At 59.1% G+C, this 15094-nt stretch carries 11 protein-coding genes; 5 read left to right on the forward strand and 6 right to left on the reverse strand.

The features are described 5' to 3' along the window. Nucleotides 1-22: 22 nt before the first annotated feature. From CX511_RS22580 to CX511_RS22595, 4 genes are all read right to left on the reverse strand, one after another. Complete coding sequence (locus tag CX511_RS22580; protein ID WP_045187969.1) at nucleotides 23-328, reverse strand: DUF6482 family protein; 306 nt, start codon at nucleotides 326-328, stop codon at nucleotides 23-25. Between the two features lie 132 nt (nucleotides 329-460). Continuing rightward, nucleotides 461-949, reverse strand: a complete 489-nt coding sequence (locus tag CX511_RS22585) for a TIGR00645 family protein (protein WP_045187967.1) — start codon at nucleotides 947-949, stop codon at nucleotides 461-463. Nucleotides 950-1075: 126 nt separating this feature from the next. Next, entirely contained in the window at nucleotides 1076-1417 is a 342-nt protein-coding gene (locus tag CX511_RS22590; protein ID WP_045187966.1) for a PA4575 family protein, read from the reverse strand. Between the two features lie 160 nt (nucleotides 1418-1577). Further along, the gene (locus CX511_RS22595) at nucleotides 1578-4016 is read right to left on the reverse strand and encodes a Lon protease family protein (RefSeq protein ID WP_045187964.1); all 2439 of its coding nucleotides are present in this window, start codon (nucleotides 4014-4016) and stop codon (nucleotides 1578-1580) included. A 280-nt stretch (nucleotides 4017-4296) separates the two neighbouring features. Here CX511_RS22595 and CX511_RS22600 point away from each other — a divergent pair, with 280 nt between their 5' ends. From CX511_RS22600 to CX511_RS22615, 4 genes are all read left to right on the forward strand, one after another. Beyond that, entirely contained in the window at nucleotides 4297-4785 is a 489-nt protein-coding gene (locus CX511_RS22600; protein WP_045187962.1) for a DUF3015 domain-containing protein, read from the forward strand. Nucleotides 4786-4861: 76 nt separating this feature from the next. After that, the gene (locus CX511_RS22605; protein WP_045187960.1) at nucleotides 4862-6715 is read left to right on the forward strand and encodes an Lnb N-terminal periplasmic domain-containing protein; all 1854 of its coding nucleotides are present in this window, start codon (nucleotides 4862-4864) and stop codon (nucleotides 6713-6715) included. A 105-nt stretch (nucleotides 6716-6820) separates the two neighbouring features. Continuing rightward, entirely contained in the window at nucleotides 6821-7177 is a 357-nt protein-coding gene (locus tag CX511_RS22610) for a hypothetical protein (RefSeq protein WP_101292787.1), read from the forward strand. A 66-nt stretch (nucleotides 7178-7243) separates the two neighbouring features. Continuing rightward, on the forward strand, nucleotides 7244-7741 hold the full coding sequence (locus CX511_RS22615) for a GreA/GreB family elongation factor (protein ID WP_045187956.1): 498 nt from the start codon (nucleotides 7244-7246) through the stop codon (nucleotides 7739-7741). On the opposite strand, the gene gdhA is transcribed toward CX511_RS22615, so the two are convergent. Both gdhA and ettA read right to left on the reverse strand, forming a co-directional pair. Further along, nucleotides 7738-9075, reverse strand: coding sequence for an NADP-specific glutamate dehydrogenase (gdhA, locus tag CX511_RS22620; RefSeq protein ID WP_045187954.1), 1338 nt, complete (start codon nucleotides 9073-9075; stop codon nucleotides 7738-7740). The two genes, CX511_RS22615 and gdhA, sit on opposite strands and share 4 nt — an antisense overlap. Before the next feature lie 185 nt (nucleotides 9076-9260). Next, on the reverse strand, nucleotides 9261-10925 hold the full coding sequence (gene ettA / locus CX511_RS22625) for an energy-dependent translational throttle protein EttA (RefSeq protein ID WP_028944037.1): 1665 nt from the start codon (nucleotides 10923-10925) through the stop codon (nucleotides 9261-9263). A 266-nt stretch (nucleotides 10926-11191) separates the two neighbouring features. Here ettA and CX511_RS22630 point away from each other — a divergent pair, with 266 nt between their 5' ends. Further along, nucleotides 11192-15019, forward strand: coding sequence for an EAL domain-containing protein (locus CX511_RS22630; protein ID WP_101292789.1), 3828 nt, complete (start codon nucleotides 11192-11194; stop codon nucleotides 15017-15019). Nucleotides 15020-15094 lie beyond the last annotated feature (75 nt).

The following is a 15094-nucleotide window of genomic DNA, read 5'->3' on the forward strand; positions in this document are numbered from 1 at the left end:
ACACTGCGGCGTGGCAGTTCAGCTACCAGGCAGAACGCCGGGGCATCGGTATTTTCAGGTCGCCATCACCGGTGCTACTGCCTCCGCACATCTCGTCATCCATCGACCAGTGCACCAGGTGTACCGGCACGGCAGGCAAGCCATTGAGCAGGCGCTGCGCATCGACCACTGAATGGACTTTCAGGCGCTCGCCACGTGCATCTGAGAGTGGATGGGCATGACCTTTAACCCGGGCCTCAAGAATGAAATCTCCGCCCTCGATGGCTATCAGGTTGAGTTCTTCGACATGACCGGCCTTGGCCTCGGTGTTCAGTTGTTGAAGGTTCATTGCGATACCTCGTGACTGGCACTTCGAGTGACGGTTCATTTTTTGTACAACCACGACCAAAGCACAAGCCAAAACGCAACCGCCCGTCCGTTTTGCAACGGACGGGCGGCAGATTACTGCACCAGCGGTCGATCAGTGCTTGGTGACCTTGTCCAGGTAGCCCATGGCAAAGGCTGAGACCACGAAAGTCATATGGATGATCACGTACCACATCAAGTACTCAGTCTCGATGTTGCGCGCATCCATGAACACCCGCAGCAGATGGATCGAGGAAATCGCCACGATGGAGGCAGCGACTTTCATCTTCAGCGAAGATGAGTCCATCTTGCCCAACCAGCTGAGCTTCTCTTTGTCTTCGTCGATATCCAGTTGCGAGACGAAGTTCTCGTAACCGGAGATCATCACCATCACCAGCAAGCCACCGACCAGAGCCATGTCGATCAGCGACAGCAGCACCAGGATCAGGTCGGCTTCAGCCAGGGCGAAGACGTTGGGCAGGACGTGGAAGATCTCCTGAAAGAACTTCAGTGCCAGCGCCAGCAGGCCCAACGACAGACCAAAATAGATCGGGGCGAGCAGCCAGCGCGAGGCATACATCGCATTTTCGATAATACGTTCCATTGAAAACTCGTCAGGTGGCGAAAAAAGCGAGCGCGAGTATAACAGCCAGGCATGACAGAAAAAGCCCGTGGCACGCTGCCACAGGGGCTGTGTTGGGCATGGTGCAGGTGAGTCCGGATGAACGCTTCAGGTTTCCGGATGGAACTGGAAATCACCGACGTGATGTACACGTTCACCATTGATCCGACGAAGCTGGGCTTGCAGATGCACGCACCAGATCTGCGGGTCATCAGCCACTTGGTAACCGTGCAGGGTTAGGCTATCGACAATCGCGTCGAGTACCGACTCAGCCACAAAGGGTCCATGAAACGGCCCTTGGGCCTTGATCGCAGACGGTTGCTCGCCAGCCATACCGGCGGCGAACAGGAGGGTCCACATGCCGTTGTCACCGGCCAGTGGGCGAATACTGCATTCAATGCGGGTCACCAGGCCCAGGCATTGGCGAGTGAGGCTGAGGCTGCGCGGCATGGCGACGATCCTCGGTAAAACCCTTGTTCAGCCTTACAGGCAAGGCTGTTTCGTTCCTGTAATGACTACAATCCCTGAAGTGAAGAATAGAAGAAATCTACTGTCGCGTGGAAAAACCGGCGCCGAGCGGTCATGGTCGCTGCGGCGCCGATAATTTGACTCAGGTCGGTTTTACTTGGGCCAAGGCTTGCTCGGCCTGTTCTTTCTCGGCCTCTTTGAGGTCTTCTTCACTGATCATCTCGGCGATGACCCGCAAGCGCTCGACCACGCGGGCGTTGACACTACCCTCAGGAAATTCACCCTCTTCATCCGGCTCACCGGCCGGCTCGCCGACCAGCAGGCTCAACGCCTCGTCCGCCTGACTCACGGCATAGACGTGGAACATCCCGGCCCGCACCGCCTGCAGCACCCGTTCATCGAGCATCAGGGTGGCGACGTTAGCTTTCGGAATGATCGCGCCCTGCTCACCCGTCAGGCCTCGCGCCTCACAGAGCCGGAAGAAGCCTTCGATCTTCTCGTTGACCCCTCCGACCGCCTGTACTTCACCAAACTGGTTGATCGAACCAGTGATGGCGAAACACTGCTTGAGCGGAGTTTTCGACAAGGCCGAGATCAACGTGCAAGCCTCACCCAGCGAGGCACTGTCACCGTCCACGTAACCGTAGGACTGTTCCAGGGCAATACTCGCCGAAATCGCCAGAGGGAACTCCTGGGCATAGCGACTGCCCAGGTATCCGGTGAGGATCATCACCCCCTTGGAGTGAATCGGCTGGCCGAGGTTGACCTCACGCTCGATGTCGACGATGCCACTGCCACCGGGGTACACCGTTGCAGAGATCCGCGCAGGTATCCCGAAGGCCGAGTCACCAACTTCCAGCACGGTCAGGCCATTGCACTTGCCGACTGCAGCCCCTTCGGTGTCGATGAGGATGATTCCGGCGAGCATGTCGTCGAGAATCCGCGCCGAAACTCGACCTGTGCGGGTGGCCTTGGCCTTGAGTGCCCGTTCGATATGGCCAACATCGGTCATCTCATCGTTGGCCAGGTGACGAATGAAGTCCGCCTCGCTGACCAGCTGGAACAAGTCGCCGATACGCGCCGACAAGCGCCCCTGGTGTTCGGCCAGGCGTGCGCTGTAGGTTGCCAGGCGAGCCACGGCATCTGCGCTCAAAGGCGCCATACCCTCCTCGCTGGTGCGGGTCTTGAGCAACTGGGCGAACTGCTCCAGGCTTTCGTCGACCATGGGGATGTCTTCGTCGAAGTCGACCAGTACCCGGAACATTTCCTGGAAGTCCGGATCATGATCTTGCAGGGCGTAATACAACTGACGCGAGCCGATGATCACCACTTTAATGTTCAGCGGGATCATTTGCGGATTGAGGGTGACGGTGGCCAGGCGGCCGTATTCACCCAGCGGTGACTCCATCTTCAGCTTGCGCGATTGCAAGGCACGCTTGAGCGCATCCCAGACAAAAGGCTCGCCGAGCATCTTCTCTGCTTCAAGAATCAGGAAACCACCATTGGCCCGGTGCAAGGCGCCGGGGCGCAACTGACGGTAGGTGGTGTAAAGCGCGCCCTGGTCGGTGCTGTATTCAATCCGACCAAACAGATTGTCATAGGTTGGGTGCGGCTCAAACACTACCGGCGCACCACCACTTACGTGATGGCCGACGACCAGGCTTGGTGCGTATTGCTCCTCAAGCAGTTTGCGCGCCTGGGCGTCGGTCTTGCTGTCATCGACCAGTTGCTCGACCACTGTGCGTAGCAGGTAAACCTGCATGCCCTGCAAGTAGGCGCAGACCGCAGCATTTTCTGCGTACTTTTCAGACAGCGGTGCCAGCAGCGGCTGAAGCGCCAGGGTGATGGTTTCCTCATTCAACTGACGCAGTTGATTGTTCGACTCACGCTTCCACTGCGGCAGACTGGCCAACTCTTCGTTGAGACGCTCCTCCAGGGCGGCGATGTCGTCGTGGAAGCGTTCGCGGTCGGCTTCCGGCAACTGGGCAAACTCCGCCTCATCCAGTGCCTTGCCATCGGCCATTGGAGTAAATGCAACGTTGCTGCTGTCGCGGTACAGGGCGACGTCTTTTTCCAGCGAGGCGCGTTCAATCACATCCAGGGCGCGGTCATAACGCTGGTTGAAGGCACGGTCGATGGCACTCTTCTTCTGCTGGTAGGACGGGTGTTCAAACACCGCCGGAAACGTTGCCAGCAGGTTGTCGATCAGGCCGCCAATGTCGCTGATGAAAGCACCGGCGCTGCCGGGTGGCAGTTCCAGTGCCCGCGGCTCACGTGGTTCGTCGAAGTTATTGACGTAGACCCAGTCCGACGGCGTCTGCAGGCGCTTGCCTTCGGCCTTGAGGTAACGTTTGACGAACGAGAAACGCCCTGTACCGGGCTCGCCCATGACAAATACGTTGTACCCAGGACGCGGCATGGCGACGCCGAACTGCAGCGCTTCGACAGCACGTTCCTGGCCAAGCACACCGCGAAAAGGCTCCAGATCATTGGTGGTGGAAAAGGCGAACTGTTCGGCGGAAAACGGCCGGGTCAAGGCTTCTGGCGCAAGACGCAGGCTCGCAGCAACAGGATCGGGCATCGGGCTTCCTTACTTCGGCGGGGCAGATGACGGCATTCTGGCGCCGCCTGCACGCGTGTTGCAAGGCTCATCGGCACAATACTTCGCAGGGTCGAAAACCCGATCCACGTCAATATTCTCAAGCAATTTTTGGCAATAAATCACGGAACCCTTAGATCGTGCCTAAACTCCATTACTGCGCGGCTGGGTAAACAACCGACCCGCCCCTGGTAAACGCTCCCGAAGCCAAGCCAGACAACCCTGACCTTTGGTATGTACGACTAGAAAGAGAACAAACGCTATGAAACGGATTCTTCTGGGTACTCTGTTCACCGCGGTATCACTCAATGCCATGGCTCAGGCCCCTGGCGGACCGGACTGCGGCTGGGGCAACATGCTGTTCGAGGGCCAACGCGGCACCCCTGCTCACTTCCTCGCCTCCACCACCAACGGCACCTCCGGCAACGCCACCTTCGGCATGACCTCAGGCACCAATGGCTGCTCGACCAACTCGGCGCTGACCTACGGTGGTAAATCCTGGTTCGCCATGAACGGCATGATGAACGAGCTTTCCGAAGACATGGCCATGGGCAAAGGTGAAGCGCTGACCACCTATGCTGTAGTGCTCGGTGTCGCTCCAGAAGACCGTGCGCACTTTGCCGCTGTCACTCACCAACACTTCCAGGAAATCTTCAAGACGGCGGATGTGACTGCCGAAGATGTCCATACCAACACCCTGGCGGTGCTGAAAAGCGATCCACGCCTGGCAAAATACGCAACCCAGGCTTAAGCTCGGCCCACCCGCCCCTGACCGGGGCGGGTTGTTTCCTGCCTCTATCGGCATCATTCAGACTTAGTTGCCCGACATGCTCAAACGCCTTGCCTACCTGGCGCTCTGTGCCTGCGCCCCGCTGCATGCTGCTCCCTCGTTCGATGACCCGCGTCTGGCGCAACTGGCTGCTGACCACTATTGGATTTCCCTGGGTCACTATGAAACGGCCAAGCTCGGTGGCTGGCGCAGCTATGTCGATGATCGGCGCTTTTTCCTCGCCGAAGACGGTGCCCACCATCCCGATCAAGAGTTACGCGCCACTGTTCGCGCGCTTTATGCGCCGGCCAGTCTCGGCGATAAACATGCCCAGTGTGTATTCCCGGCGCGAACGCGCTGGCTGCGCGAACAACTGCAGCTCGATGACCTGCCCGCACCGGACTGCAAGGAATTCACCCAGTGGTACAAGGACGTCTCGCCGCATAGCGCGGTGATGATCTTCCCCGCAGCCTACCTCAACAGCCCTTCGTCGATGTTCGGTCACACCCTGTTGCGCATCGACCAGGCTGACGTGCAAAGCAACGACACCGCCCTGCTCAGCTATGCGATCAACTTCGGTGCCTACATCGAAGGCAACGACAACAGCATCCTTTATGCCTGGAAAGGCCTGATGGGCGGCTATCCGGGCCTGTTTGCCCTGGTGCCTTATCAGGAAAAACTCTCCGAGTACCGCAGCCTGGAAAACCGCGACCTGTGGGAATACCGACTGAACCTGACACCGGAGGAAACCGGGCGCATGGTCGAACATATCTGGGAACTCAAGCAGATCCAGTTCGACTATTTCTTCTTCGATGAAAACTGCTCCTACCGCCTGCTCGAATTGCTCCAGGTGGCTCGCCCGAGCCTGGACCTGACCTCACAGTTCCCGCTGACCGCAATCCCCACCGACACGGTCAAGGCGGTCAAGCAGTCCGGCCTGGTGGAGCGAATCGACTATCGCCCATCGCGCGAGCGTGAACTGCTGGAGCGCGCCAAGCCGCTCAGCACTGATGAGCAGCAACAAGTACTGGCGGTCAGTGCCGATACCGCTTACCTGCAAAATCCCGAATTCACCGCCCTGCCCCGCGATCGCCAAGCACTGGTGCAAGACGCTGCGTATCGCCTTGAACGCTACCGGGCCAATGGCCGGGAACGCGATCCGGCGCGCACCAAGCGCAGCTTCGAATTGCTGCGGGCAATCAACCGCAATCCACCACCAGCGCTGGACATCGAGCGCCCGGGGCTGCCCGAGGACGGCCACCAGTCGCGCACCTGGCAGCTGGGCGCGGGCACCCGCGAGGATCGCGCCTTTGCTGAATACGGGCTGCGCATGGCCTACCACGACCTCAACGACAACGCCTACGGTTTCCCGCTGGGTGCCCAGATCGAGATCCTCCAGCTAAAGGTGCGCCAGTACGAAAACAACGACTGGCAGGTGCAGCGCTTTGACCTGGCCACCATCCGCTCGCTGACACCGCGCAACGATCTGCTGCAGCCTTGGTCTTGGCAGGTTACTGGCGGCCTTGAGCGGGTGCTGGGCAAGCATGAGGACGAAGTGCTGGTCAGTCACGTCAATGGCGGCGCGGGCGGCACCTGGCAACTGGCTGACGACATGCTCGGTTTCGCCCTGGGTACGGTGCGCGTCGAACACAACAATGACTTTGCCGAGTTCATCTCCCCGGCTGCCGGCTTCAACACCGGCCTGCTGTGGCGCAATCCACTCGGTACCCTAAGCCTGGAGGCCAAGGGTGATTACTTCACCAATGGCGAAGTACGCCGTAGCCTGAGCTTGAATCAGCAGTGGGAACTGTCCCGTGACCTGGGGTTGAGGCTCAGTGCCAGGCGCGACTTCAGCCAACTGGCGAGGGCGCAGAATGAGGTGATGCTGGAATTGAAGTGGTATCACTACTGAGTCCACTCCATGGGGCTATTTACCCCAATACCGCAGTCACACCGTTTTGACGCGGCAACGACAAATCCTCCCATAGACTCTCCTTGACAATCGGAGAGTCTGGACATGCGGCGTTACTGGGTGGCGGTGTGGATAATAGTCTTGCTCACAGGTTGCCAACCAACCCACGAGCAGTTGATCAATCAAGGCTATCCCCCGGCCTATGCCGACGGCTTTGAGGACGGCTGCAGCAGCGGTCGTCAGGCTGCCGGAGTGATGGCCGGGGATTTTCGTAAGGATGTCTCCCGCTACTTGCACAATCCACAGTACGAAACCGGCTGGGACGATGGCTTGCGCCAGTGTCAGGCGATGCAGGAAAACCAGGACCTGCAGGATTATCGTGCACACCATTGGGATGAACGCGATGAGCAATGGCAGCAAGAAAAGGACCGCGATGCCGCGCGCGCCTATCGACGTAAATAGGTCGCACGCAGACAGCCAATGCAACGCGTGATGTGCAAGCATGGTCTCCTGTGAAAGGAGGCCATCATGAGCCGAGCATTCGTCAACGAAGACCAAGCTGCCGACCAGGCCGACCAGCCGGTGGAGCGCAAGGTCAGCGAACAGCCCAACTATGTCACCGCCCTAGGCCTGGCCCAATTGCAACAACGGGTCCATGCGCTGAATGCGCTGCGCAACGAACTGCAGGTTCAAGGCGAACACGCCGACAAGCAACGTCTGGCCGACGCGGAGCGTGACCTGCGTTACTTCACTGCCCGCGTCCAGAGCGCCCAGGTTGTGCCCAAGGCAAGCGCGGTGGATAAAGTGCAGATTGGCAGTCGGGTGATTTTTATCGATGAACAGAACCAGCAGCATGATGTGCAACTGGTGGGTGAAGATCAGGCCGATGCCAGCAAGGGCCTGATCAATTGGGGATCACCCTTGGGCCGCGCCCTGCTGGGTGCTGCGCCCGGTGACGAAGTGCTGTGGCGACGACCGGCAGGGGATCTGTCGATCGAGATCGTCGCCATTACCCCAGAGCCTTAAACCACGCCCTGCGCCAGCATGGCATCGGCGACTTTGACGAAGCCGGCGATGTTGGCGCCTTTGACGTAGTTGATCCGGCCGTTCTCTTCGCCGTAGTGCACACAGGCGTGGTGGATCGACTGCATGATGTTGTGCAGCTTGCTGTCCACTTCACCGGCAGTCCACAGCAGGCGCATGGCGTTCTGCGACATTTCCAGACCGCTCACCGCGACACCACCGGCGTTGGACGCCTTACCCGGTGCGAAGAGGATGCCGGCCTCGATAAAGATATCCACAGCATCGAGGGTGGTCGGCATGTTGGCGCCTTCAGCTACGCAGATGCAGCCGTTGCGCAGCAAGGTACGGGCGTCTTCGCCATTGAGTTCGTTCTGGGTTGCACACGGCAAGGCGATATCGCACGCCAGGCTCCATGGCGTCTGACCTTTGCGGAACTCCAGGCCGAAACGCTCAGCCAACTCGCTGATGCGGCCACGCTTGACGTTCTTCAGTTCCATCAGTGCATCCCACTGCTCATCGGTCATGCCGGCTTCGCAGAACAGGGTGCCTTCGGAGTCGGACAGCGAGATCACCTTGCCGCCCAGGTCCATGACCTTGCGTGCAGCGTACTGGGCGACGTTGCCGGAGCCGGAGATCGCCACGCGGCGACCGTCAATGCGCAGGTCCTGACGCTTGAGCATTTCTTCGGCGAAGTATACGCAACCGTAGCCAGTGGCTTCAGGGCGAATCAGGCTGCCGCCGTAGGTCATGCCCTTGCCGGTCAGTACCGAAGTGAACTGATTGGCCAGACGCTTGTACTGGCCAAACATGAAGCCGATTTCGCGAGCACCAACGCCGATATCACCGGCTGGTACGTCCAGGTCCGCACCGATGTGACGGTACAACTCGCTCATGAAGGCCTGGCAGAAGCGCATGACTTCAGCATCACTCTTGCCCTTCGGATCGAAGTCCGAGCCGCCTTTGCCGCCGCCCATGGGCAGCGAGGTCAGGGAGTTCTTGAACACTTGCTCGAAGGCCAGGAACTTGAGCACACCCAGGTTCACCGAGGGATGGAAACGCAGACCGCCCTTGTACGGGCCGATGGCGCTGCTCATCTGTATACGGTAGCCGCGGTTGACCTGGACCTTGCCCGCATCATCGACCCACGACACACGGAACAGGATCGCGCGCTCAGGCTCAACCATACGTTCGAGAATGCCGGCCTGAAGATAATGAGGGTTGGCCTCAAGGAAAGGCCAGAGGCTGCGCAACACTTCTTCGACTGCCTGATGGAATTCAGGCTGGGCCGGGTCGCGTTGTTTCAGGCGCGCGAGGAAATCTTCGACAGATTCGATCATGGAGACATTCACCAGAGAGAGTTGGACTTATTGGTTTTTTTCCGACTTTACCAAGAACCACTCGCACCGGAACAGGGCGACATGTCGTTTTTATGAAATTAAATGGTGCATTTGTATAAGTGTATACATTTAAAGGCGAAAAAAACGGGACCCGAAGGTCCCGTTTTTGTGCAAAACCGTGAAGGTTATGCCAGTTTTTTGTGCCGTACCCGATGCGGCTGGGCAGCGGCTTCGCCGAGACGCTTCTTGCGATCAGCTTCGTACTCGGTGTAGTTACCTTCGAAGAACACCGCTTGCGAATCATCTTCGTAAGCCAGGATGTGGGTGGCCACACGGTCCAGGAACCAGCGATCGTGAGAGATCACGATGGCCGCACCCGGGAAGTCCAGCAGGGCTTCTTCCAGCGAACGCAGGGTTTCTACGTCGAGGTCGTTGGACGGTTCGTCGAGCAGCAGGACGTTGCCACCCTCTTTTAGGGTCAGTGCCAGGTGCAGACGGCCGCGCTCACCCCCGGAGAGGTCCTTGACGAACTTCTGCTGGTCGCCACCTTTGAAGTTGAAGCGGCCAACGTAGGTACGCGACGGAATCTCGTAGGTGCCGATACGCAGTTGGTCGGAACCATCGGAGATTTGCTGGAACACGGTCTTGCTGCCGTCCAGGTCTTCACGGCTCTGGTCAACACAGGCCAGTTGCACGGTTTCACCGATCTCGATGCTGCCCGAGTCCGGCTGTTCCTTGCCCATCAGCATGCGGAACAAGGTCGACTTACCCGCACCGTTACCGCCGATAACACCGACGATGGCACCTTTTGGCATGCTGAACGACAGGTTGTCGATCAACACGCGATCGCCGTAACCCTTAGTGACGTTCTTGAATTCAATGACCTTGTCACCCAGGCGCGGACCGGCCGGGATGTAGATCTCATTGGTTTCGCTGCGCTTCTGGAATTCCTGCGACTGCATCTCTTCGAAGCGTTGCAGACGAGCCTTGGATTTGGACTGACGGGCCTTGGCGCCTTTGCGCACCCACTCCAGCTCTTCCTTCATGGCCTTTTCATGGGCCGACTGCTGCTTGGATTCCTGGGCCAGTCGATCGGACTTGGCTTCCAGCCAACCCGAATAGTTGCCTTCGTATGGAATACCAGCGCCGCGGTCGAGTTCGAGGATCCAGCCCGCGACGTTGTCGAGGAAGTAACGGTCGTGGGTGATCGCTACTACGGTGCCCGGGAAGTCGTGGAGGAAGTGTTCCAGCCAAGCGACAGAGTCGGCATCCAGGTGGTTGGTGGGTTCGTCGAGCAGGAGCATGTCGGGAGCCGACAGCAGCAGGCGGCACAGGGCCACACGGCGCTTTTCACCACCGGACAGGTGTTCGACCTTGGCGTCCCAGGCTGGCAGACGCAGGGCGTCGGCGGCGACTTCCAGTTGACGTTCCAAGTTGTGACCGTCGCTGGCCTGCAGGATCGCTTCCAGCTTGGCCTGTTCAGCGGCCAGCTTGTCGAAATCGGCATCAGGTTCGGCGTAAGCGGCGTAAACCTCGTCCAGGCGCGCCTGGGCATCCTTGATTACGCTCACCGCTTCTTCGACCACTTCACGCACGGTCTTGGTCGGGTCCAGCTGCGGTTCCTGTGGCAGGTAGCCGATGTTCAGGTCCGGCATCGGACGGGCTTCGCCGTCGAACTCTTTGTCGACGCCGGCCATGATTTTGAGCAAGGTGGATTTACCCGAGCCGTTCAGGCCGAGCACGCCGATCTTGGCGCCGGGGAAAAACGACAGGGAGATGTTCTTCAAAATTTCCCGCTTCGGCGGGACAACTTTGCCCAGCCGATGCATGGTGTAGACATATTGAGCCATGGAAAAACCTAGCGTCAGAGACGAAAAATGAGCGCGAAACAGATGAAGGGAGCCACAGCCCCCTGGAAAGGGCCAAAGCTACCGCAATGCGCCTTGTTGGGCAAACCGCCGACGAACAGGGCTGGCACTTTGCCATAATTGCGGGCATGCTAGCCGCCCTCTGGGCGTCGGGCTTATAGTGCGAGGCCCGAGTAGCCGCCAGGACCGCGGCCTATGCCAACCAGCAGCTCAAAACCTGCCATCCAGCCATACCGCAGGATCATCGCTTGACCAATCTCATCCAGCCGACATCCCTGCGCAAACCGTCCAACGCGCCCGGCTCTGCATTGCGTGGTTCACTGAAAAGCGCGCTGGCCGTATTGGTCCTGCTGCTTCTGGGCTTGCTGCTCTGGCAACTGCTCGACCAGTACCGCCACACCCAGGCCGATCAATACCAAAACAGCGTCGATGCCAGTGCCGAGCTGGCCGACCACTTGGCCTTGAACATGTCGCTCAAGGCGCAGGTCGCCCACACTATTGTTCAGCCTTACCGTTCGTCGCCAGGCCCTGCGCAACTGCCTGAGTTACTGGCGCGGCTACAGGAACGGATGCCGACCTTGCAAAGCCTGGCCTGGATCGACGCACATGGCGATGTCATCGTCGACAGTCTCGGCCAGACGCCGGATCGCAGTGCCCTTGAAACGTTGGTGCAGTTGAACCAGGGCCGCAACTTCTACTACAGCAATACCGCTGACAATCAGCATATTTACCTGTTGCTGCGCCAGCCTGGCGACGCCTCGGGCTACTGGCTGTTGCGCCTGAGCTCGGCGTACTACAGCGAACTGACGTCGCACCTGGACCGCCCCAACCACCCGTTGTGGCTCCTTGAAAACAGCCGTACCGGTGAGGTCATTAATCGCCATCAACCCGCTCCAGGCAGTGACGAACCCTTGCAAAGCGTTATGCTGGCGTTCCTCGACAACAGTACCTGGCAGCTTCGTGGCTTGTTCGACGCTGGGCTGGCTCGCCAACAACTGCTGCCTGCATTGATCGGTAAATGCGTGCTCGGCCTGTTTTGTGCCCTGATTCCCCTGCTCGCGTTGATCAACATGCGTCGTCGCCATCGCATGCTGCATGAGAGCCGTCGGCGCTATCACGATATTTTCGAAGGTACCGGCGTTGCCCTGTGCGTGCTGGATCTTTCCGGATTATCCACTCAATTTGAACGCCATCGCCTGCGCAGTCGCCAAGCCTTGCAGCAGCGCCTGGCTTTCGACCAGTCGCTGCTGCACACGTTGCTGCAAGAATTGAAAGTGACCGAGGTCAACCAGGTGGCCCTGCAACTACTCGGGGTCAACTGCTGCAATCAGGCTTGGCAGCGACTGGTGCAGGGCACTGATGCCGGTACAGATGGCATCGGTGTGCAACTGCTTGAAGCGATTCTGGACAATCAGCAACAGCTGGAGCTGGAAGTGCGCCTGCCGATTGTCGAGGGCCAGGACCTGCACCTCTGGCTGATGGTGAAATTCCCCGAGCATCGTCGCGATTACGAAGCGGTCATTCTCAGCATCAGCGACATCACCAGCCGCAAGCAGGTGGAGCTGTCATTGCTTGAGCGCGAAAGTTTCTGGTCGAACGTCGTGCGCACTGTGCCTGACCAGCTCTACGTGCAGGATGTACAAAGCCAGCGAATGATCTTCAGTAACCGCAACCTGGGCCAGACCCTGGGTTACGACCGCACGCAACTGGCACAAATGGGCGAGCGATTCTGGGAAATTCTACTGCACCCGGACGACGCTCAACTGTATCGGCACAACCGGCAAAAGTTGCTCAGCTCTGATTGTGCCGAACAGCTGCATTGTCAGCTGCGCTTCCGCCACCTCGATCAACGCTGGCGGCGCTTCGATATCCGCGAACAAGCACTGACCCGCGACGGCCAAGGCGTTGTCACCCGGATTATCGGCGTAGGCAAGGACGTCACCGATCAAATCGAAGCCAGCGAATCGCTACGCGACAGCGAACAGCGCTACCGCATGCTCGCCGAAAGCATCAGCGACGTGATCTTCTCCACCGACAGTCATTTGCAGCTCAACTATGTCAGCCCCTCCGTGCAAACAGTGCTGGGCTATGAAGTCAGCTGGATCTTTGACAACGGCTGGCACTCGACCATCGCCAATCCCGCGCAGTTGACCGGCATTTACGCCCTGATCGAACGAGTCAATCGTGCCTTGGGCAACCCCGAACAATTGGAGCAACTGCGCACACAGCTGCCCAATCAGCTGTTTCTGTTCGACTGCCTGCGCGCCGATGGGCGCAAGATTCCGATTGAATTGCGTCTGGTGCTGGTCTGGGACGACCATGAACGCTTCGAAGGTATCCTCGGTGTCGGTCGCGACATCAGCCAACAGCGCCGCGCCGAAAAAGACTTGCGCATGGCCGCCACGGTTTTCGAACACTCGACGTCGGCCATCCTCATCACCGACCCTGCCGGTTATATCGTTCAGGCCAACGAAGCCTTCAGCCGAGTCAGTGGCCACGCGGTGGCCGATGTGCTCGATCAGTTGCCGGGCATGCTCACTGTCGACGAACACCAGGAAGCTCATTTGCGCTATGTGCTCAAGCAGCTCAGCCAGCGCGGCACCTGGGAAGGTGAAGTGTGGCTCAAACGGCGTAACGGCGAACACTACCCCGCGTGGGTCGGTATCACTGCGGTGCTTGATGACGAAGGCGACCTGGCCAGCTACGTGTGCTTTTTCACCGACATCAGCGAACGCAAGGCCAGTGAGCAACGTATTCACCGCCTGGCCTACTACGACGCCCTGACCCACCTGCCCAACCGCACATTGTTCCAGGATCGTCTGCACACCGCGCTGCAACAGGCCGAACGGCAAAAGGCCTGGGTGGTGCTGATGTTCCTCGACCTGGACCGTTTCAAACCGATCAACGACTCGCTTGGGCATGCCGCCGGTGACCGTATGCTCAAGGACATGGCCGAGCGCCTGCTCGATTGTGTTGATGATGACGACACCGTGGCGCGCATGGGCGGTGACGAGTTCACCCTGCTGCTGCAACCACGGGCGACGCGGGAAATGGCCCTGAACCGCGCCATCCATGTCGCCGAGCAAATTCTCGCGAGCCTGGTGCGGCCATTCGTCTTGGAAAACCGCGAGTTCTTCGTCACCGCCAGTATCGGCATTGCCCTGAGCCCGCAAGACGGCAGCGAGCTCAGTCAACTGATGAAGAACGCCGACACGGCCATGTACCACGCCAAGGAACGTGGCAAGAACAATTTCCAGTTCTACCAGGCTGACATGAACGCCAGTGCCTTGGAACGTCTGGAACTGGAAAGCGACCTGCGTCATGCCCTGGAACAGAACGAGTTCATTCTTTATTACCAACCGCAGTTCAGCGGCGACGGCAAGCGCCTGACCGGTGCCGAAGCCCTGCTGCGCTGGCGCCATCCTCGTCGCGGTCTGGTGCCGCCGGGCGACTTTATCCCGGTGATCGAAGAACTGGGGCTGGTGGTGGATGTCGGCGACTGGGTACTCAAGGAAGCCTGCCGCCAGCTCAAAACCTGGCATCAAACCAAGGTGCGGGTACCCAAGGTTTCGGTGAACATCTCGGCCCGGCAGTTCTCCGATGGCCAGCTGGGCACGCGTATCGCCACGATCCTCAAGGACACCGGTCTGCCGCCGGCATGCCTGGAGCTGGAACTGACCGAGAGTATCCTGATGCGTGAAGTCAACGAGGCCATGGTGATCCTCGACAGCCTGAAGAAACTCGGCCTGAGCATTGCCGTTGATGATTTCGGCACCGGTTACTCGTCGCTCAACTACCTCAAGCAGTTCCCCATCGATGTGCTGAAGATCGACCGCACCTTCGTCGACGGCTTGCCCGAAGGCGAACAGGACGCGCAGATCGCCCGGGCGATCATCGCCATGGCCCACAGCCTGAACCTGGCGGTGATTGCCGAAGGTGTGGAAACCCATGAGCAACTGGAGTTCCTTCGTGAGCACGGCTGTGACGAGGTACAGGGCTACCTGTTCGGGCGACCGATGCCGGCCAGCCAGTTCGAGGCGCAGTTCAGCAACGAAACCTTGTTCATGTTTGAGTAGGCTGCAAGCGGCAAGAGAGAAGCGCCGCGTTACCGGCCTTTAGCTTGGTGCTAGAAGCTTGCAGCTTGTCGCTCA

Origin of the sequence: Pseudomonas sp. S06B 330 (genome assembly GCF_002845275.2) — a bacterium.
Classification (GTDB): domain Bacteria; phylum Pseudomonadota; class Gammaproteobacteria; order Pseudomonadales; family Pseudomonadaceae; genus Aquipseudomonas.